This window comes from Arenibacter aquaticus, from assembly GCF_003957295.1.
GTDB lineage: Bacteria > Bacteroidota > Bacteroidia > Flavobacteriales > Flavobacteriaceae > Arenibacter > Arenibacter aquaticus.
The window spans coordinates 106,126-126,913 of sequence record NZ_RQPJ01000021.1; the positions used below are offsets into that span (position 1 = coordinate 106,126).

The window sequence follows — 20,788 nt, forward strand, 5'->3', positions numbered from 1 at the left end:
TGCTATTTTTTTTTCAACATACCTCTTAAGTCGGGATTATAGGTAATACCTATCTGTAATCTGTCATAGTGGGCTGGGGAAAAGTGGTTTTTTAAATAGCCCAACTGTAAGCTCATGTTTTCGGTAACGTTTACGCCAAGGGCAGCATAAAGACGGTTCTGACCAAATGTCTCTCCCTGGAGGTTGATGAAAACCTCATCGTAGAAATTAAGAAAAAAGGTATTGGTCAAGGGTAGTGTCAATTGTAAACGATACCTCGCTCTATGCTGGGTATCCTTGCGATCTCCAAAATCCAAAAAGCGTTGTTCCAAAGTATATCGATGCTCAAAATTAAACTGTCCAACTTTGTTCTTTAAGAAAAAGCGCTCAAAAATACGGTGTTCATAGAGGTGGGTTTCGTTGGGGAATTCCTCAAAACTACCATCGGTAACAATGTAACCATAGCCCAAGGTAGTACTTGCGTTGGGGTTTATGTGGTAGTTGAGGCCCGTACGTAACAACAATTGATTAAAATTTTTGGCCTGTTCATAATACCGGAACTGTGCTTCAGTATGAATGCTAAATTTCTCGGATACTTTGTTGGTGCCAAAATACATATACCACGAACCCAATTTATGCTCTCCGTTTTCTTGTGCAGTTCCGGTGAAAGTTGAAATTAGAATTAGAATACCAAAAATTTTTCTCATAATGTTAATGTGTCTTTTTTGTGTTGATTATTAAAATTTATAATGAGCTGCCGCCCTGGATCAGCTTCCCTTTGATTTAATTAAAGTTCCAGGAATTTTTGTATTGATTTTTTTATGGTAAATGGATTACCGGGATGCAAAATTAGGTAATAAGACTTAAGTCACACTTAATTATTTCTGGCATTTTTGGCTATGGATTCCAATTTTTTATCAATCTCTTCCTTGGATAGCCATGTCCCCCTTACCATAACGCCCGAAATCTCTTTTAAGGCCGAGATATTGTTTAAGGGGTTATTGTTTATCAATACCATATCGGCATCCATGCCTTCCTTTATTTGGCCAAAGCTATCTTCCATTCCAAAGTACATGGCCGGATTTTTGGTGCCCGATTGCAGTATTTCCAAGGGGGTTAAGCCGGCTTCTATCATCCCCTCCATTTCGTGGTGGATGGAGAAGCCGGGAACATTAAATAATTGGGGGGCATCGGAGCCTAATAACAGACCGTGGCCGTCTTTCTGTAGTTTGCGTATCAATGTTCTCCTAATAGCGGTAAACCGTTCCCACTGTTCCTTATTAAAATTGGTTTTGGGAGAAGTGGAGGCGTCTTTTCTTCTTTTCCAATTAGCCAGCGTAGCATTGGGCATATATTTCATTTCTGGTTGCTTCAATAATTCGTCAGAGGATACTGGGGCAAACCACCTTTCAAATAAACTTTGGGTGGGTACTACCCATACCTTGTTTTCCTTGGACAGGCGTACCAGTTCATCAATTTTATCGGTCTCCACAAGTGGTGTGAAGGCATAACCGAAGAAACCATTTTCACTGGGGTCTACCTCTTTGGATTCGGGAACAAGCCCCTCCAAAAATCCGTCTACATGGTCTATGGAAGCATATTGGCTCTTAAGGGCATGCCTAATGCCAACCATGACAGGGACGTGCCCGGCAAAAGGAATGTCCACTTCATTTGCCGTTTGTACCATTTGGTCAAAAACCTCCAATTGCATACCCGGATGGATTTTTAGAAAATCGTACCCTTCATTTTTATAGGCCACAACTTTTTGCATGGCCTCTTCTTTGGTCTTGACCGAATTACCGTTAAAAGACGGACTAGAAGTAAAAATTCTAGGACTTAAAATCTTTCCATTCTGGGCCTGTTCCCGCAATTGTAGGTGGGAAGGATGCCCTAACATCCCCCTAATTGTAGTAATGCCGTTGGATAGGTACAAAAATAAAGTTTCCTTGATCCGCTGATCCGTAGTAGGGGGTTGTGGGATATGGGCATGCATTTCGGCAAGACCCGGAATAAGGTATTTACCCTTTCCTTGGATTACATTGGTATACGCTTCCGGAAAATCTATAGACTCCCCAATTTTTTTAATAAATCCGGAATCTATGACCACCTGACGGTTTTGCAGCACATTGCTCTGGTCAACATCAATAATGTTAACATTGGATATCAAAATGGCCGTAGGGCTTACTTTTTCCTTTGATGGTGAACAGGAAAAGAAGAATACAGCATAAAGAAGTAGACTTGTTTTTTTCATTTTATCATAGTTTTAAGTTAAATGATATTTCCAATCACACATTATAAACAGGGTAATGAGCCTTACTGCTATTGCTTGTTTCAAGGCATTTTAATACAAAGACAACTATCTATTTCTTACATAAATCAATTTAAACCTACCCTTGGAATTTTCCCTTTGGTCTACTTCAAAGTTTTTAATAGATTTTATCAAAGGAGTTAGTTTCTGAAAGCCGTAATTTCTTGAATCAAAATTGGGTTGTTTTTTCTGCAATAGACTTCCTACATCCCCAAGAAAGGCCCAGCCATCATCGTCTGCCACATCGGAAATGGTAGAGGCAATAAGTTTAATTTCCTTCTTGGTAATTTTGTCTACATCGTCTTTCTTACCACGCTTGCTATCCGTGCTTTCCGAAGTACTTCCTTCGGTTTGGTTTTTAAGGATCTCTATATATATAAATTTGTCACAGGCCACAATAAAGGGATTGGGGGTTTTCTTTTCCCCTATACCAATAACATTCATCCCTGCTTCCCGCAAACGGGTTGCCAAACGCGTAAAATCGCTATCACTGGATACAATACAAAAGCCACTTACCTTGTTGGAGTACAAGATGTCCATTGCATCAATGATCATGGCAGAGTCCGTTGCATTTTTACCTGTTGTATAAGCATATTGCTGAATAGGCGTAATGGCGTTTTCCAAAAGGAGATTTTTCCATTTGGATAATTTGGGGTTGGTCCAATCACCATAAATCCTTTTTATAGTGGGGTTCCCGTATTTGGCAATTTCTTCCATCATTTCCTTTACATAGGCCGATGGTATATTGTCACCGTCTATTAATACCGCTAAGTTTACTTCCATTTAGTATTTTTTTAATTTTTATTATAGCGTAATCCCTTTGTCAAGGATAACGCGACTTTATATTTTCTTTGCATAGTTGCACTATTTCACGGATCCGCTTTTGTCTGGTTTCTGTCCGTTTTGCTTGTTTAAGCCAGTAGAGATAACTCTTTCTGTAACTTCTTGCAAAACCATGGTAATTTTTAAGAGCTTCCGGCTCTTTGTCGAAAGCTTCTTGTAAATCGTTTGGGATAATCCCATTTTCAACATCATCCAAGGCATTCCAAGATCCGTCTTTTTTCGCCTCTGCAATTTTATCTAGCCCGCTAGTGTGCATCTTTCCAGCGGAAATAAGTTCTTGAAGGTGCTTTTTATTCAATTTGCTCCAAGGGCTCTTGGGTTTTCTTGGACAGAAATATTGTCGTCGTTTTCCGTCCCCAAGACTTTTTACCGTACTATCTATCCATCCATAACAAAGAGCCACTTTTACAGCTTCTTCCCATCTCATACTTTCCTGTTCGTGTGCTACACTGTAAAAAATTAGGTGAACACCCTTGCTGTTAGCATGATGATCATGAAGCCACGCCCGCCATTCCGTGGGGGTCTTAAAATAGTATTCTTTTATAATTTTCAAAAATTATTTTTTTGCAACCTCTATATAAAAGTTCCTGTCAACCACTACAGACTGTACATCTTTTTGGTAGGTGTTTTTTTTCCAGTCCAAATTGGGGTAAATCCATTCCTCGCTACCATTCACCATTATTTTCAGTGGCATATCAAAACCACTCACAATATTGCTATAACGGTAATGCAGCTGTTGTCCTTCAATTTTATATTCAAATATAGGCAATTGGGCATTACGCAAATACTGGTCAAAAAATTGGGTAAGGTCAATACCGGATTGCTCACTAATATAGTCCTCTATTTCTTGAGTGGTCACCGTTTTATGATAAAATTCACTATTAAGCCCTCTTAGTATGCTACGCCATTTATCATCATCGTCTATAAGTTGCCTAAGGGTATGTAGCATATTGGCACCTTTGGAATACATGTCCCCAGATCCCTCCTTGTTTACATTATAGGTGCCTATTATTGGTGTATTGTTTTTTATATTGCTTCGGGTCCCTATAACATAATCTGCAGAGGCCTTTTTTCCGTAATGATAATCCAGATAAAGGTTTTCCGAATAGGCGGTAAAACTTTCATGTATCCACATATCAGCTATATCCTTATAGGTGATGTTATTGGCAAACCACTCATGGCCAGATTCATGGATAATAATAAAATCAAATTTTAGCCCCCAACCGGTGTCGGACAAATCCCGGCCCAGATACCCGTTCATATATTTGTTTCCATAGGTTACAGAGCTTTGGTGTTCCATGCCAAGATAGGGAACTTCAACCAATTTAAATCCATCCTCATAAAAAGGATAGGGGCCAAACCAATGTTCAAAGGCTTCCATCATCAAAGGAGCTTGTTTAAATTGTTTTTCTGCCTTTTCCTTATTGTCCCTTAGCACGTAGTAGTCCATGCTTAGCTTTCCCTTTTCTCCTGGATAGGTCTCCCCAAAGTGTACGTAGTCACCCATGTTTATGTTAACTCCGTAGTTGTTTATTGGATTGTCTACATACCAATGATAGGTTCTGGTATCCTGATGATCCTCTATTTTTTTTAACCTACCGTTAGACACGTCCATGAGATCTTTTGGAGTAGTAATACTAATGGCCATGCTATCTACCTCATCATACATATGGTCCTTGTTGGGCCACCATATGCTGGCCCCTAAACCTTGACAGGAGGTCGCTACAAAGTGTTTGCCGTTGTCATCCTTTTTCCATGAAAAACCACCATCCCATGGTGCGCGGACCGCCTCTTTAGGGTGTCCGGAATAATAAACAACCACCTCATTGGTCGCTCCAACTTGTTGCTTTTTTTTTAAATTGATGAAATGGGCATTTCCGTTGGAATCTACTGTTAAGGACTGCCCATCCTGAGTAACTTTCTCGATCTTTAAAGGGGGTTGAAGATCTACTTGAAGTCGCTGATGGGGGCTTAAAACCGTATAGCGAATGGTATTACTTCCAGAAATATACTTTTTATCTGGTTCTACTTCCACCTTTAAATGATAAAAATTGAGATCCCACCAAGATCGCTCCGGGGTAATACTGCCGCGAAGGGTATCCTGTTCTGTAAATGTTTGTTCTTGTCCATAAGAGCTAAACCCTATGGTTAAAAGTAATACTGCAATTTTTTTTTTCATTTTTTTAGATGAATTTATCAATTAGTGTTATTGGCGATTTTATATTTTTTCCATGTTTACCTTATAATTTTGTTCGGAAACCTAACCGGGCTTTCAAAGCCATTGGCTCCTACGGCGGTAATCCCAAAAAAGAAATTGTCTATGACTACGCCTTCCAAGGTAAAATCAGTTACATTTCCAACATAACGGCTATGGTCCCAAGTAGGGGAAGTGGTATCTCTCCAGTATATCTTATAGCCTACTGCGTTGGGAACCTTGCTCCATTCAAATTTTGCGGAAGGAGCCACAATACCTCCTATTGCCAATTCTTTGGGAGCTGGTGGCGCCCAAGCCAAGGAGGCTAAATTGATGGCATTGACCGCTGTTAATTTTTTGGCGTAATCAAAATTTACATGCTCCAGGACATCCCCGTAAGATATGCCATTTTCTATACGGATATCCTGGTGTTGCTGGGTGTAATTTTCGTGGGCTTCCATAATTCTAATACCTGCGAACCCTAAGTCGTTGAACGGTCTATGGTGCCCTCCTCTTCCAAAACGATCCAACCTATAGATCATCATGGGGTTCATCTCTGGCATATAGGTTTTTACGTTTTTGTGCACATAACGTGCCAATTGACGGGAAATACCATCTACCTCCCCTCCATAAAACCTACGCATATTACGTTCATTCTCCGTTTCGGTCGGCGGTACGGGTTCCGAAAAGATCCTAAAATCAGTGTTACTGATAATTCCGTCCACACCTTTTATATTGCCAATCATGTCGTTATTGAAAACTCCAATTATATCCCATCCCTTCTCCTTGGCGTACTTGGCCATTCCTTTTCCGCCAAAGAGCCCTTGTTCTTCCCCGGAAAGCCCTAAGTATACAATGCTATTGTCAAATTTGTATTTTGAGAGTACGCGGGCTGCCTCCAAGGTTCCGGCCATTCCGCTGGCATTATCGTTGGCGCCTGGTGAGTCAGAGGTGTAATCATTGGAAGCACTGACCCGTGAATCTATATCCCCGCTCATAATAATATAACGATCAGGGTATTTTTCACCTCTCTGTATAGCTACCACATTAACAATCCAAACATCCTTGGTAATCCGTGGGTTTGCACCTTTTTCTACAAAGTTCTTCTGATAGGATACTTCCAGACAATCATTGCAGTCCTTGGATATTGTGCTGAATTCACTTTTAATCCACCTTCTTGCGGCACCAATCCCCCTGCTGCTCGATACCGTATCACTTAGGGTATGCCTGGTACCAAAATCTACTAGGGTGCTAATATCTTTTTTTATGCGTTCGGCCGAAATATCATCTATTATATCATAGATGCGGGGGTCTGTTTGGGACATAGCCAAGGTAGTGAAAAGTAAAATAAAGGGAGTAAATAACTTGTGCATAGGATGTTTGTTTTCTTTAAAAATGTATTTTAATCAACAGATAGAATATCTAAAATATTAGTTATGTGTCTTGCCAAATAATACAGCGGTTCCCAATACGGGACCAATGGACAACAAGGTAAAAATAAGGATTGGATCCAAGAAATTAAGGGCATAAGTTAGCAGTTGTATGCTCATAATGCTTATGCTAAAACCTAGACAATTTACCAGGGTGAGTGCAGTACCTTTTAATTGAACGGGAACAGAATTGGCCACCATGGTGGAAAACTGAGGCGAATCGGAGGCTACGAATACCCCCCACAGGCAAAACAATAATAGAAATATGCCGGTGGGTAACATAAAAAATAGGGGGGAGGCAAGGCACAGCCCTCCTGATAGGATTAAGGAGGTAAGGGCTACATTTTTACTGCCCCAACTAAGGGCCATATGCCCTCCAACAGCACATGAAATACCACCAAGACCAATTATAGCGAATGTCCATAATGAAATAGGAATATGGGCATGATGTGCCTCATTAAAGGTTTTTAACGCCAAAGGTATAAAGGCCCAAAAGGCATACAGTTCCCACATATGGCCAAAATACCCCATTGCTGCCTTTCTGAAATTACTAAGGCGGAATAGCCTAAACCCAGATCGCAACATCAAAACTGTACTTGCTTTTCTATAGGGGCCATCGGGGACCAAAAAATAAAGCATGCTCCCACCCATCAGCGCCATTAGGGAGGTGGTTATAACCACTATAGTGTAGTTTTCCCCCAAATCCATTCCCTTTAGTAAATGGGGAAAGGAGGTTCCCAACACCAAGGCACCCACCAAATATCCCAAGGCCTTGCCCAACCCTTTTTCAAAATAGTCGGCAGCGATTTTCATTCCCACAGGATAAATTCCCGCCAGAAAAAAACCAGTGCCCAATCTGGCCAAAAGGATAAGCCATTTGGAAGGGCTCTCACACAGTAGCATGCCGTTACATACAGCAGCCAAAAGGGAACAGACTAGAAAGACCTTGGAAGGGGAAAACCTATCCGCAATCATAAGAAGGGCAAAAACAAATGTTCCCAGGATAAAGCCCAATTGAACGGAAGACAATACATAGCCCATAATTTCGGGGCCCAGACCTGTTTTTGACACCAGCTCATCAATTACCGCGTTGCCTGCAAACCACAGGGATGTACAACCAAATTGTGATAGAATAATGATAGGCAGTATGTAGGACTTCTGTTTCAATGTCAGGGATTGGTCGTAAAAGGCACTAAAATATTACCTAGCACTTTAAATTGTAAGCTTTTTACTATACAATGCTTGCTTTTAAAACATTCTGTTAGCGCGTAAACCTATCTAACAGATTCCTAACATTTTTAATGCTATCAACATAATATCTGGCTTGGGTCTTTTGGCGGCCTACTTTAACCGTTATGGACGTTTCGGGTAATTCTTGAAACATAAATTCATCGGTCCAATCGTCCCCAATAGCAAATACAAAATCATATTCCTTTTCGGAAAATACGCGCATTGCGGCACGTCCTTTGTTTACGTTGCTACTTTTTATTTCTATAACCTTATTTCCGTTAAGAACGCTAAGATCATCATTGGCAATAAGGCTAGTGAGCACGGTATTGAGTTCGGTAGCCCGTTTTTTACCAAAATCGGGATCGGTTTTCCTATAGTGCCATGCCAAGGAATAATTTTTTTCCTCAATAAAACTTCCAGGGGTCCTATCCACAAAAGAATCCAACACCGGGTGAATTTTCTCCATCCAATCTTTTTTTACATTTTCCAACATTCTAAATTCTTCCCCATTTTCTGAGATCCACACGCCATGCTCAACGATCATATTGTATTTTTTGGGTAAAAACCACTTGGTAAAGGTTTCTTTATCCCTACCACTTATTAAATACATATCTGTATTTTCCTGTGCCGCCAAACGGTCTAAAAGAGCATACATTTCTTCGTCTGGGTTAGCCTTTTGCGGATCTCCATGAAAACCTGCCAAGGTGCCGTCATAATCTATAAATAATAGTCTTTTACTTGAGTTTTCGTAGGATTCTGTGACTTTCTGGATTAAATCGCTCGATAATCTACGCGATTTATAGGAATGATCTTTTTGTTTTTGAAGCTGTAAGGAGGTCATAAAGTCATTGGCCCATTTCTCCACATTATAGCGCTCCAATCTTTTTTGTAAAATGGAATTTCTGGCCTGCTGTTCCTCAAGGGGCATATTTATTGCCTCGTATAGGGCATCTGCCGTTTGTTCAAAATTATTGGGGTTAATGAGAAGGGATTCGTTCATTTCATTTGCCGAACCGGCCATTTCACTAAGAATAAGTACCCCTGTCTGATCTGTTCTTGTGGCAATATATTCTTTGGCAACCAGGTTCATCCCATCACGGATTGGTGTCAACCAAGCTATATCACTGGAGGTATAGAGGTCAATAAGGTTTTCAAAGGGCATGGAGCGATAAAAATACCATATTGGTGTCCAGCTTACCGTAGAAAATTCTCCGTTGATCCTTCCTACCAATTCATCAATTTCCTTTTTTAATAATTGATATTGGGGCACGTTGGATCGGGAGGGTACTGCCAATATAATAAGCCTTACCTTTTCTTTGTATTGTGGGTATTTGTTTAAGAAGTACTCAAAGGCATATAGGCGTTTGGCTATTCCTTTAGAATAGTCTAACCGGTCTATGGAAAGCAAGAATTTGGCATCAGGTGCCGACTCTTTGTGCATATCCAACCGTCGTTGTAGTTCTGAACGCTGCTCAGGTCCTTTTTGGTCATGCTCCTTGGCAGCCTCATTAAACTTTTTATAATCGATCCCCATAGGGAAAGAGTCTACCTTAATAATACGGTCTTCCAGGTTAATTTCATTAAAGCTAACCTCCAATCCCAATAATCGCCTTACCGAGCTTAAAAAGTGTCTTTCATAATCATAGGTGTGAAACCCTATTAAATCGGACCCCAGCAACCCCATTAGGATTTCCTTACGCCAAGGCAAAATTCTAAATATTTCATAGGAGGGAAAGGGAATGTGCAAAAAGAAACCTATGGAAATGTTGGGTCGTTTTTCCCGCACCATTTGAGGTACCAGCATAAGTTGATAGTCATGTACCCAAATGGTGTCATTGTCATCGGCCTCTTCCAGTATGGCATCTGCAAATTTCTGGTTAACAGACCTGTAGACGTTCCAGCTATCCAATTCAAATTCGGAATACTGCAAAAAATAGTGAAACAGTGGCCATATGGTCCTATTGCTAAAGCCATAGTAAAAGCCGTCTACTTCCTCTGCCGTTAGGTTAACTTTGGAGGATCCGTGTTTTGCCAAAGCCTTATCTATATCTGGAGATAATTCCTCAGGAATTTCTTCATCAGTTAGGCCGCTCCATCCAATCCAAAGGCTGTCCCCACCAGTATGAACCGATTTCATTCCAGTGGCCAGGCCCCCAACACTTGGTATTGCCGTTATGTTTCCTTTGTCAATTTGTAATTGTACAGGTAGTCTATTTGAGATTATGATAGTTTTGGACATAAATTAACTTATTAAGATACTATTGGTAGTAATTTTGCTTAAATTTCGGTAAAATCGAGGGTAAAACCAACTAATAAAAGTTTTTTAAAGCATAAAATTAAGTATGGATAATTTAGATTACGGAATAATAGGAAATTGTAGGAGCGCAGCACTTATTTCTAAGAAAGGTTCATTGGATTGGTGTTGTTTGCCAGAATTTGATTCTTCTTCCATATTTGCCAAGATCTTAGATGAAAAAATAGGGGGTAGCTTTGAAATATTAGTGGATGATAGCTACACTATTGAACAGAAATATATTCCAAAGACGGCCATTTTGGTCACTAGCTATAGTGATGGGGACAATAGCTTTGAAGTACAGGATTTTATGCCCCGTTATTATCAAGAGCGTGGTGGCTACCATGCACCACCAGAAATTATTCGTTATATAAGGCACATTTCCGGAAAGCCAGTGTTTAGGGTGTTGTACAATCCCAAATTGGAATATGCCATGGGGACAACCAACACCTATGTCAAGGAAAATTTTATTGCCAGCCTAACACATGAGGTCAAGTTTGACACCTTTTTCCTTTATACCTCCTTTGATAAGGAAATGGTATTGGCTCAGCAAGACATTGTTTTGGAGAATGACGGGTATTTTCTTTTGGGCTATAATGAGAAAATCTTGCTTCCCAGCCTAGAAAGGGTTTATCTGGAATTGGAGAGGACCAAGGTATACTGGTTAAATTGGTCCAATAGAACACCAACCTATAAAAAATATGATGCAGAAATAAAAAGAAGTGCCCTAACCTTAAAAATGTTAAGCTATGACAAATCGGGCGCGGTATTGGCCGCAGCAACCACCTCCCTGCCGGAGACAATAGGTGAGGTCAGGAATTGGGACTATCGTTTTTGCTGGATACGGGATGCTTCCATGGTCATTAAGGTGGTTTCCCAATTGGGACATAAAAATATTGCCAAACGGTATTTGCAATTTATTATAGACCTGATTCCAGACAAGGATGAGAAGCTTCAGATCATGTACGGCATTAACAAGGAGAAAAAACTTACCGAAGAAACCTTGGATCATTTAGAAGGGTATAAGGGCTCTAAACCTGTGAGGATAGGTAATGCCGCCTATAAACAGCGACAGAATGATATCTATGGAATCCTTATGGATGTGATTTATACACAGCTGGAGAAATTTAGCACGGAAATAGAAAATGGAGAGGAGCTATGGGGCATTACCAAAGGGATTGTCTGGATCGTAGGGAAACATTGGAAGGAGGCCGATAAGGGTATCTGGGAATTCCGTACCGAAGACAGACATTTTACCTTTTCAAAAGTTCTGTGTTGGACGGCAATAGACAAAGCCATTAAAGTGGCCGAATTTTTTGGAAAGCAACGCAAATTGGCAAAATGGAAGGCCTTGGAAAAAGAAATCAGGGAGGATATCCATCAAAACGCCTGGAGCGAAGAAAAACAAGCTTTTACCCAATCCTATGGCTCCAACCATTTGGATGCTTCTGTGTTGTTGATGGAATCTTATGGTTTTATAGACGCCAAGGACCCCAAATATGTGAGCACCGTATTGGCTATTGAAAAAGAGTTGAGCAACGATGGCTTGTTGTATCGCTATAAAAATGAGGACGACTTTGGACTGCCATCCTCTTCCTTTACTATTTGTACTTTTTGGTTTATAAACAGTCTTTTTAAAATAGGACATGAAGAAAAGGCAATGAGGCATTTTGATCGCTTATTGAGTTATAGCAACCATCTTGGTCTGTTCAGTGAAGATATAGACTTTAAGACCAAAAGGCTGTTAGGGAATTTCCCTCAGGCCTATTCCCATTTGGCCTTGATAGAATGTGCCATGAATTTTTCCAAAAAACACAGTGAAGTGGAAATGTTGCAATCCCTTAGGGACCACGACAAATAAGTGTGTTGGTCTTGAGTTGAACTGACTCTATAATAGGATAGCTAAACGCATCCTAGAACATAGATCCATACCTTAGAATTTTTCAAATACCCCCAGCCCAAAAAGTGCGAAATCATATTTTACGGGATCCTGGGGGTCTAATTTTCTTAAATTAGCGTCCAGTTCTGCCAGGGCCTTGTCGTCATTTTGCTTGCGTTTAATGAGTCCCAGTTTCCGGGCAACGTTGCCGGAGTGCACATCCAAGGGGCAGGACAATTGGGCCGGTTTGATCTTTTTCCAAAGTCCAAAATCCACCCCTGTACTGTTATTTCTTACCATCCACCTTAGATACATATTTATACGTTTGGCGGCAGACCCTTTTAGGGGGTCGGAAACATGTTTTGTAGTTCTTGGCAAATGGGGGAGCTCAAAAAAAATGGTTTTAAATTGGGAAATGGAGGATTGTAGGGAATCTTTGCTGGCATATTGGGCAAAAACATTTTCCAGCCCATGGTGGTGGGTATAGATATTCCTTAAACTTTGAATAAAATAGATTAAATCGTCACCATTAAATGTTCGGTGTACAAACTGCTGAAGCGGCCCAAGGTCTTTTTCTTGGTGGTGCATAACAAAATCAAAAGGGGAGAAATCCAGCATTTGCATCATTTGCCCAGCATTTTTTATGATGCTTTTGCGGTTTCCCCATGCTATGGTAGCTGTAAGGAACCCGCTAATTTCAATATCCTCTTTTTTATTAAATTGATGAGGGATCTGTATGGGGTCCGTGGTCAGGAATTCAGGGTGATTATATTGTGCGACCTTAGTGTCCAAAAATTCTTTGAGTTCAGAGTTTGTCATGCCAAGGGGATATTTATAAGTTTTGATAGTAATAGGGGCAATACTAAAATGGCGTTATAGGAAGCGTGTAGACCTATAGACCAGCTAAGGCCAAGTCTTACGCGTACGTATCCCAGTAAAACGCCCAATATAAGTTGCGGACCTACTAGTAGGGGAGCAATATAGTACACTTTCCCGGACAATTCAAAATTGGACAAATGAACTAGGGCAAATAGGACAATGGAGGAATATAAAGCGTATTTAAAATATGTTTTGCCCCGGAACCAAATCAAGGGGCCTCTAAACAGGCATTCTTCCAAAATAGGAGCCAAGACAACACTTAAAAAGAAGAGGGAGTATGTGGAGTAGGTTTTTAGTAATTTATCCATGGCGTGTGGGCCTAGGTCTATGTTCAGCATATCCAAAAACCAGGCGTTAAAAAGTCCAAAGCTTAGCCCAAAAAGCAAACCCCATTTAAGAAGGGCCAATACAATTCGCAGCTTTAAGGAATAGGGTGTATGGTCCAAGCGGCTGTAAACAGGTGTTTTGGTAAACAGCCAAACCTTACGGAGCAGTTTCATGGGGTTATGGTACCGTCTACCATGGTTAGCTTTCTATCGGCCATATTGGCAAGCTCATCATTGTGGGTAACGATGACAAAGGTTTGTCCAAACTTATCCCTGAGGTCAAAAAATAACTTGTGTAGGTTGTCCGCGCTTTCAGAATCCAAATTACCACTAGGTTCGTCGGCATAGATTACAGCAGGGCTATTTACCAATGCCCTGGCCACTGCTACACGTTGTTGCTCACCGCCAGAAAGTTCATTTGGCTTATGGTGTAGACGATGGGATAGACCCAAAAATTTCAACAGCTCAGAGGCCCTAGCCTCTGCCTTTTCCTTTTTTGTCCCTTTGATGAAGGCCGGGATACATACATTTTCCAAGGCTGTAAATTCTGGTAACAATTGGTGGAACTGGAAAATAAAACCAATATGGTTGTTACGGAATTTGGCCAAGGACCTGTCTGACAATTGGGTTATATCCTGGTCGTTTATTAAAAGGGTACTGTTATTCTTGTTGCTGAGGGAATCCAAGGTTCCCAAAATTTGCAGTAAGGTGGTTTTTCCGGCACCGGAAGGCCCAACAATAGATACTACCTCGCCTTTTTTTATATGTAGGTCCACTCCTTTTAGCACTTGGAGGTCACCATAAAACTTATTAATATTTGAAGCCTTGATCATTTTTTATAAATATGGGATGAAAGTAAACATTAGCGGTAAGATTACAAAATACCAATACCAAAGCGCTTTGTATTGAAAGGCAAATAGGAGATTCTAATGCCTGTTATTAAGGTACTATATAGTTTTTATAATAATATGGTAATGATTATCTTGTGAATGATACTACATTTGTTATCCTATAAAAATCAATTATTAAAGGATAGCTTGTTATTTTATTGGATAAGATTTAAGAACGAAGATAATTTTAGGACAACTAATTTATGGCACCATACAAAAGCTTAGAAGAATATAATTTGGAGATTACGGACGAAGTGAAGTTGAGATATTCTTCAATTATTAAGGAAATAGGGGAGGATGTTTCCCGTGACGGTTTGTTAAAAACTCCTGAGAGGGCTGCAAAGGCAATGCTTTTTTTGACCCAGGGTTACAAACAGGATGCCGTGGAAATTCTTAAGGAAGCCATGTTTAAAGAGTCCTATGACGAAATGGTAATCATAAAGGATATTGAAGTTTATTCCCTTTGTGAGCACCATATGCTACCATTTTTTGGGAAGGCGCATATAGCCTATATTCCTAATGGGCATATTGTAGGACTAAGTAAAATTCCAAGGGTTGTGGATGTTTTTGCAAGAAGGTTACAGGTACAGGAGCGATTAACCAATGATATTCTGGAGTGTATCAACAATACCTTAAAGCCACAGGGAGTGGCCGTAGTGATAGAGGCTTCCCATATGTGTATGATGATGAGAGGGGTGCAAAAACAAAACTCGGTTACCACTACTTCCGGGTTTAGGGGACAATTTGAAAAGATTGAAACCCGGAATGAATTCTTAAAATTGATCAGTTCGGACCTGCACTAAACATCTGCGCTATACCGTAGATGGAAAAATGGCATTTATTTTGAATATAAACCCTTTCACAAACTATTCGTTAATACATGGAAACATCAAAAGACCATAAATTAAGAAATCTAATTTTGGGATTGCTTTTTGACGGCATAGGAATGTTATCTTTTGCAATTCCCGGGATTGGAGAATTTTCAGATATTATTTGGGCACCGGTTGCCGGGTGGTTAATGACCCGTATTTATAAAGGAAGAAAAGGTCAGGCGGCTGGTATAATTGCATTTCTGGAAGAGATAGTTCCTGGTCTGGATGTTATACCAACCTTTACCATAATGTGGTTGTATACCTATGTGATCCGACCTTCTAAAAAAGACAATATTATTCCGGCAAAATAAATTGATTATCAGTCTATTATAAAAAGTGTTGGATTTTTACTGTTAAAATGGTAGCTAATGTTACCAAATATCTCTTCTATCTTTCTTAGTTTTATGTGATATTTAAAACTAAACTGCATGAAAAGAAGGAATTTTGTAAAAAAAACAACCCTGGGTTCATTAGCTGGAATCCTGGGGATGGACATTGTATATGGATCAAAAATACCTGAAAACTATACACTGTTGGGTTTTCAGGATCCGGATCCATTTCAGCTTTTCAATAAGGATAAGGAAATGGTAGTGCTTAACAGCAAACCATGGAATATGGAAGCGGTGGCCCATTTGTTGGATGACAAGGTTACCCCTAACAAATATATGTTTGTCCGTAATAACGGATTGGTTCCCGAAAATATAAATAGTAAGGAATGGACCCTTACCATTGATGGGGAGTCGGTAAAGGAAGAGAAAACCTTTACTTTGGAAGAACTTAAGTCCAAGTTTGAACATCATACCTACCAGCTCACCGTTGAATGTGGTGGCAATGGCCGTAGCGAATTTGATCCTCCGGCGAAAGGAAATCAATGGACCATAGGAGCTGTGGCTTGTGCTACATGGACAGGGGTGCGTTTAAAGGATGTACTAAAGGAAGCCGGCATAAAGGACGATGCCGTTTATATAGGGTATCATGCGGTAGATCAGCACCTAAGCAGGGATCCCAGTAAAAAACCTATTTCTAGAGGTGTTCCCATGTCAAAGGCCTTGCAGGATGAAACTCTATTGGCTTTTAAAATGAATGGGGAAGATATCCCTTTGGTACATGGATATCCCTTGCGATTGGTGTGTGGGGGGTGGCCTGCCTCCACCTCAGGTAAATGGGTAAACAGGATCAGTATTCGGAATATCGTCCATGATGGGGAGAAAATGACCGGCACCTCATACAAGGTACCTTGCCACCCAGTAGCCCCAGGTGAGAAAGTGAAGGAAGAGGATATGTGCATTATAGAATCCATGCCGGTTAAATCCCTAATTACCTATCCTAAATCAGGGGCTATTCTTCCCAGTGGTAAAAAATTGAACATAAGAGGTCATGCCTGGGCAGGAGAATTAAATGTTTCCAAGGTTTCATATTCCATAGATTTTGGAGCTACATGGTCTGACTGTGTGCTGGAAAAGCCTGTAAATAGACTGGCCTGGCAACACTTTAAGGCTAGTATCAGTTTTCCTAAGACAGGGTATTACGAAGTGTGGGCAAGGGCAACCGATTCCAATGGGGTAAGTCAGCCTATGTTGCTACCTGGATGGAACCCCAAGGGATATCTTAACAATGCATGTCATAGAATTGCAGTAAAAGTAGCGTAAATGGATAAAAAGGATAATTTTAGAAAGCAGGTCCGGTCTTTTTATAGCGTACTGTTAACCTCCTTTATTATGGTGATGCTAATAGGTATATTGGGCGTTACCTATATGATAAATCCTTCGGCCTTCTCCTTTAAGGAAAACGGACCAAGTTCCGAAATGGTCAGTAAAAATGCTGAGGATGAGGATTGGGATAAGATAGAAAATGGTATTCACCTTAGAACTGGACTAAAGGATGCCGACGGGCTTATGGCGGTGGTAAATAATTGTACCAATTGTCACTCTGCCAAATTGGTGATGCAGAACAGGATGAACGAGGAGCGTTGGGTAGAAACCATTCGTTGGATGCAGGAAACCCAAAACCTATGGGATTTGGGAGAGAATGAAAAGGTAATTGTCGATTATTTGGTCACAAATTATCCTCCAAAGAGTAAGGGAAGGAGGGAAGCACTGACTAATATAGAGTGGTACCCGCTGGAAGATAAGTAATTTGGCGGGCAAATAATGACAAAACGACTTGGAGAAATATTTTGAAGCTTTTATCAATGCAATTATAGGAACCTTCAATTGGACCTGGAAATCCATTATTTTTGAGGTGCCCTGGTATACCAATTATTTTTGGGGACTAATTATTATATCCTTAGTGGTATGGGGTTTGGAAATTTTATTTCCCTGGCGTAAGAACCAGTCTATTTTTAGAAAGGATTTCTGGCTAGATGGGTTTTATATGTTTTTTAACTTCTTCTTGTTTGCCATTGCCATTAGTGGTTTTTATAAGGTTTTGGGCTTATTGTTTGGTGATTTGGGGATTAAACAAGGAAGTCTGTCCCTATTGGATCTCTCCCCATTCCCCAACTGGATTCAATTAATTATTTTTTTTCTGGTACTGGATTTTGTTCAATGGTTTACCCATATCCTCTTACATAGATATGCCTTTTTGTGGAAATTTCATCAAATACACCACAGTGTTAAGGAGATGGGGTTTGCGGCGCATCTTAGGTACCATTGGATGGAAAATGTATTCTATAAACCTTTAAAGACCTTCGGGGTAATGATTCTAGGGGGCTTTGAGCCCGAACAAGCCTATGTGGTTCATTTTTTTGCTATTGCCATAGGACACCTTAACCACTCCAATATAAAGATTACATGGGGTCCTTTTAAATACCTTCTAAATAACCCGGTAATGCACCTTTATCATCATGCACATGATTTGCCAGAGGGGAAGTACGGTGTTAATTTTGGTATTAGCCTTAGTCTCTGGGACTATATTTTTAAGACCAACTACATCCCGGAAGACAGCGGTACTATAGTATTGGGATTTGAAGGGGATGAAAAGATCCCAAAGTCATTTTGGAAACAAATAACCTACGGTCTGAAAAAATCCAAGCCGTAGGTTTTTTGTTTAATTTATTATTGCTTAGGCCTAACCGTTGTATAGGCTTATTTTCTTTTTACAAAAGAATATTTATACCAAAGGTAAACGATCTGCCCATATTTAATATGCCGTCGGTTTTAAGACGTGATAGGTGTGCAATATATTCCTTGTTTAAAAGGTTATTGGCACTTAGATTAAAATTCATCGTTTTTTTAAGAAATTTTATATCCCCGCCAAAGCCTGCATTTAAAAGGGAATAACCCGGTGTTTCCGTTTCAAAGGCACCCACATTTCCTTGTTTAAAGGTGGTATTCACGGATACAAAGGCATTGGAGTTGAGTAGGAAAGCATCACTATTAAAAAATTCAACCCTTAGGGTATTGGTTAAATTATTGGCCGGTATCAAGGGCAGGGATTCACCACTCCTTAATTCACCTATGACGGTTTGATAGCTACTCTCAATATGGAGCCAGTCATAAGGATGGGGATGCAAATGAAATCCTATTTCACCACCGTATAGTGTTGCGTCTTCCTGTAAATAATTATACACGGCTGTTTCATCTATAAAGGTTCCACTAGGAGCAATATATATGTAATTGTTTATACTGTTGTGAAATCCATTGAGAAAAAACTCATAATGCTCATTCTTAAATTCCAAGGCTAAATCTATTTGAAGATTTTGTTCGTTGCTAAGGTTTGCATTACCAATTTCAAATCGGTTGGTCCCCTCGTGGCTTCCATAGGAAGTAAGTTCGGCTAAATTAGGCGCTCTAAACCCCGTTGCTATATTGATACGTCCCGTAAACTGCTCTGAAATATTGTTCTTATAGCCAAAGGCGCCATTAAAGCTGTTGAAGTTCTTCTGTAATGGGGCAATATACCCTTCTTCCCCAAAAGTGCCATATGCCCTACTATCTATGTTTCTATGGTCAAAGCGCAATCCCAATTGAAAATCGTTGTTTTGGTTGAGGTGAAAATGTGTGGTACCCATAAACCCAATGTCCTGGGTAGTGGCATCTGGGATTAAAATTTCTTCCCCGAAATTTTCATTGGTCTGGTGAATTCCTTGGACCCCAACCACCGTTTCAAAACGGTTCCATACAGGAAGATGGTATTGTACATTGTAATTAAAGGTGTTGAGTTTCATGTTTAAGGCAGCGTCTTCATGGTCTTCTTCCCCTTCATGTTCTTCCTCGTGCACCTCACCCTCTTCCTCATGTTCTTCATGATCATGGTCTTCAAACTCTTTGCGAATATTACCAATATAACCAAGCGTAATGTCCAAATTGGAGTTGTTGAAGAATATTTTGGTATTGGAACTCAAAATGTGGTTGTCTATCTTTTGATAGGGCAGATCTGGTGTTCTGGAGGTGGTCTGTAGTCCTACGGATTCTGGAATCCCTAAGTTGGACCGATTGTAATTGTACCTGATCTCACTTTTAAGGGATGTAGCTTGGTAACCCAATCCCATTTTTAGATCTTTTTCGTTGAACCTGGAATTGGTAACCCTTTCTCCATCACCCCCAGCATAATCTACATGGCTTACACCGGCCAATCTAAGGAGATACTTAAATTTATCCCCGGACGACTTTATGCCGGCTCCGCTGCTAATTCCTTGGGTGTTGGTGTTGTAGCTAAAGTTTATATCTCCTTCCGTACTGTTGCTCATGGCGAATTTTTCTGGATTTAGATAAAGTACTCCTCCCATTGCGTCCGAGCCGTAAAGTAGGGAAGCCGGACCTTTTATAACTTCCACACTTTCTATTCCTGCCTCATTGACACCTAAGCCATGTTCTGCTCCAAATTGCTGGTTTTCCAGTCGAATGCCTTGGGTATAAACCAAAACACGATTGGATGTTAAGCCCCTGATGACTGGTTTACCTATTCCCACACCGGTAGAGACTACATCCACCCCTGGAATGGCCCCTATTCCTTCTACCAAGGTAGGTGCTCCCTGGGATTTTAGGGATGATAGCTTGGCAAACTCTACTTTCATTACATTTTCCCTTTCCAGTTTGTGGAAAGGGGTAGAAACAATAACTTCTTCCATTTCAATGGCACTTGGAAGCATGGAAATATTCAGGGTATTACTGCCTTTTTTTATGGTAATACTACCGGAGTAAGTTTGGAAGCCTATGTATGAAGCCACTATATTATAAGTTCCAAGGGGTAGGGCATCAATTGTATAGTTCCCAGCACTATCGGAAATACTTCCTTTTTCCAATTGAGGAAAATATACGGAGACCTGTTCCAAGGCTTCTTGGTTTTCAGAATTGTTTATTTTTCCAGATAAGGTATTTTGTGAATTTAGGGATATAAATGTCAAGACGCAGATTAATGACAGAACATAATTTTTCATTTACTGTATTTTATGGGTAGTAGAGGGAACTAGTTTTTGTTAGTTCGCTAGTCAGTTGTTTTTAATTAAAGTTTAGCAAGCCTATATAGGAGGCCATTAAGGTATATTCCCTTAAGGAGTTTATGAAATAAAGGCATAGCTCCAAAACACCCGCTAGTGGGTTGTTCCATATGATGGTGGTTTTACCCGTTTACATATAGGGCATTTACGACATGTAAGTAAGGAGCATAGTATTAGATTAAGGATGGAGGTCCCCTCCAGGAAAAAAGAAATACCTCATACTTG

Annotated in this window: 18 protein-coding genes; 6 read left to right on the forward strand and 12 right to left on the reverse strand. The window is 40.2% G+C overall.

Translation table 11 applies throughout. The features are described 5' to 3' along the window. Positions 1–2: 2 nt before the first annotated feature. The 8 genes from EHW67_RS16405 to EHW67_RS16440 form a co-directional block, all read right to left on the reverse strand. Positions 3–686, reverse strand: coding sequence for a DUF2490 domain-containing protein (locus EHW67_RS16405; protein WP_126163477.1), 684 nt, complete (start codon positions 684–686; stop codon positions 3–5). 167 nt (positions 687–853) lie between these two features. Then, positions 854–2,230 carry an amidohydrolase family protein gene (locus EHW67_RS16410; protein WP_126163478.1) on the reverse strand — a complete coding sequence of 459 codons (1,377 nt, stop codon included), beginning with the start codon at positions 2,228–2,230 and terminating at the stop codon, positions 854–856. Positions 2,231–2,335: 105 nt separating this feature from the next. Beyond that, positions 2,336–3,070: an NYN domain-containing protein gene (locus tag EHW67_RS16415; RefSeq protein WP_126163479.1), complete on the reverse strand. Its 735-nt coding sequence runs from the start codon at positions 3,068–3,070 to the stop codon at positions 2,336–2,338. A 40-nt stretch (positions 3,071–3,110) separates the two neighbouring features. Then, a complete protein-coding gene (locus EHW67_RS16420) occupies positions 3,111–3,683 on the reverse strand; it encodes a YdeI/OmpD-associated family protein (protein ID WP_126163480.1) in 573 nt (190 codons plus the stop codon). A gap of 3 nt (positions 3,684–3,686) precedes the next feature. Next, a complete protein-coding gene (locus tag EHW67_RS16425; RefSeq protein WP_126163481.1) occupies positions 3,687–5,309 on the reverse strand; it encodes a M1 family metallopeptidase in 1,623 nt (540 codons plus the stop codon). Between the two features lie 56 nt (positions 5,310–5,365). Continuing rightward, on the reverse strand, positions 5,366–6,697 hold the full coding sequence (locus EHW67_RS16430) for a M28 family peptidase (protein WP_126163482.1): 1,332 nt from the start codon (positions 6,695–6,697) through the stop codon (positions 5,366–5,368). A gap of 57 nt (positions 6,698–6,754) precedes the next feature. After that, positions 6,755–7,921 carry an MFS transporter gene (locus EHW67_RS16435; RefSeq protein ID WP_126163483.1) on the reverse strand — a complete coding sequence of 389 codons (1,167 nt, stop codon included), beginning with the start codon at positions 7,919–7,921 and terminating at the stop codon, positions 6,755–6,757. Between the two features lie 94 nt (positions 7,922–8,015). Continuing rightward, positions 8,016–10,223, reverse strand: coding sequence for a bifunctional alpha,alpha-trehalose-phosphate synthase (UDP-forming)/trehalose-phosphatase (locus tag EHW67_RS16440; RefSeq protein ID WP_126163484.1), 2,208 nt, complete (start codon positions 10,221–10,223; stop codon positions 8,016–8,018). A gap of 103 nt (positions 10,224–10,326) precedes the next feature. Here EHW67_RS16440 and EHW67_RS16445 point away from each other — a divergent pair, with 103 nt between their 5' ends. Continuing rightward, positions 10,327–12,138: a glycoside hydrolase family 15 protein gene (locus EHW67_RS16445; protein WP_126163485.1), complete on the forward strand. Its 1,812-nt coding sequence runs from the start codon at positions 10,327–10,329 to the stop codon at positions 12,136–12,138. A gap of 72 nt (positions 12,139–12,210) precedes the next feature. Here EHW67_RS16445 and EHW67_RS16450 read toward each other — a convergent pair whose 3' ends face one another. Genes EHW67_RS16450 through EHW67_RS16460 form a run of 3 tightly spaced genes read right to left on the reverse strand, consistent with a single transcriptional unit; the run spans position 12,211 to position 14,194 of the window. Further along, positions 12,211–12,975: a TIGR02757 family protein gene (locus EHW67_RS16450; protein WP_126163486.1), complete on the reverse strand. Its 765-nt coding sequence runs from the start codon at positions 12,973–12,975 to the stop codon at positions 12,211–12,213. Further along, positions 12,972–13,535 (reverse strand): CPBP family intramembrane glutamic endopeptidase, encoded by a 564-nt coding sequence (locus EHW67_RS16455; RefSeq protein WP_126163487.1) that lies wholly within the window; start codon positions 13,533–13,535, stop codon positions 12,972–12,974. The genes EHW67_RS16450 and EHW67_RS16455 overlap by 4 nt, the downstream gene beginning before the upstream one ends. Continuing rightward, positions 13,532–14,194 (reverse strand): ABC transporter ATP-binding protein, encoded by a 663-nt coding sequence (locus tag EHW67_RS16460; RefSeq protein ID WP_126163488.1) that lies wholly within the window; start codon positions 14,192–14,194, stop codon positions 13,532–13,534. The genes EHW67_RS16455 and EHW67_RS16460 overlap by 4 nt, the downstream gene beginning before the upstream one ends. A gap of 260 nt (positions 14,195–14,454) precedes the next feature. On the opposite strand from EHW67_RS16460, the gene folE reads away from it, so the two are divergent. The 5 genes from folE to EHW67_RS16485 all read left to right on the forward strand — a co-directional run bounded on the left by folE (position 14,455) and on the right by EHW67_RS16485 (position 18,162). Further along, positions 14,455–15,054, forward strand: coding sequence for a GTP cyclohydrolase I FolE (gene folE / locus EHW67_RS16465; protein WP_126163489.1), 600 nt, complete (start codon positions 14,455–14,457; stop codon positions 15,052–15,054). 77 nt (positions 15,055–15,131) lie between these two features. After that, complete coding sequence (locus EHW67_RS16470) at positions 15,132–15,434, forward strand: hypothetical protein (RefSeq protein WP_126163490.1); 303 nt, start codon at positions 15,132–15,134, stop codon at positions 15,432–15,434. A 117-nt stretch (positions 15,435–15,551) separates the two neighbouring features. Beyond that, the gene (locus tag EHW67_RS16475; RefSeq protein ID WP_126163491.1) at positions 15,552–16,772 is read left to right on the forward strand and encodes a sulfite oxidase; all 1,221 of its coding nucleotides are present in this window, start codon (positions 15,552–15,554) and stop codon (positions 16,770–16,772) included. After that, positions 16,773–17,258: a monoheme cytochrome C gene (locus EHW67_RS16480; protein WP_126163492.1), complete on the forward strand. Its 486-nt coding sequence runs from the start codon at positions 16,773–16,775 to the stop codon at positions 17,256–17,258. A 28-nt stretch (positions 17,259–17,286) separates the two neighbouring features. Then, the gene (locus EHW67_RS16485; protein ID WP_126163493.1) at positions 17,287–18,162 is read left to right on the forward strand and encodes a sterol desaturase family protein; all 876 of its coding nucleotides are present in this window, start codon (positions 17,287–17,289) and stop codon (positions 18,160–18,162) included. 58 nt (positions 18,163–18,220) lie between these two features. On the opposite strand, the gene EHW67_RS16490 is transcribed toward EHW67_RS16485, so the two are convergent. Continuing rightward, positions 18,221–20,503: a TonB-dependent receptor gene (locus EHW67_RS16490; RefSeq protein WP_126163494.1), complete on the reverse strand. Its 2,283-nt coding sequence runs from the start codon at positions 20,501–20,503 to the stop codon at positions 18,221–18,223. Positions 20,504–20,788: the final 285 nt, after the last annotated feature.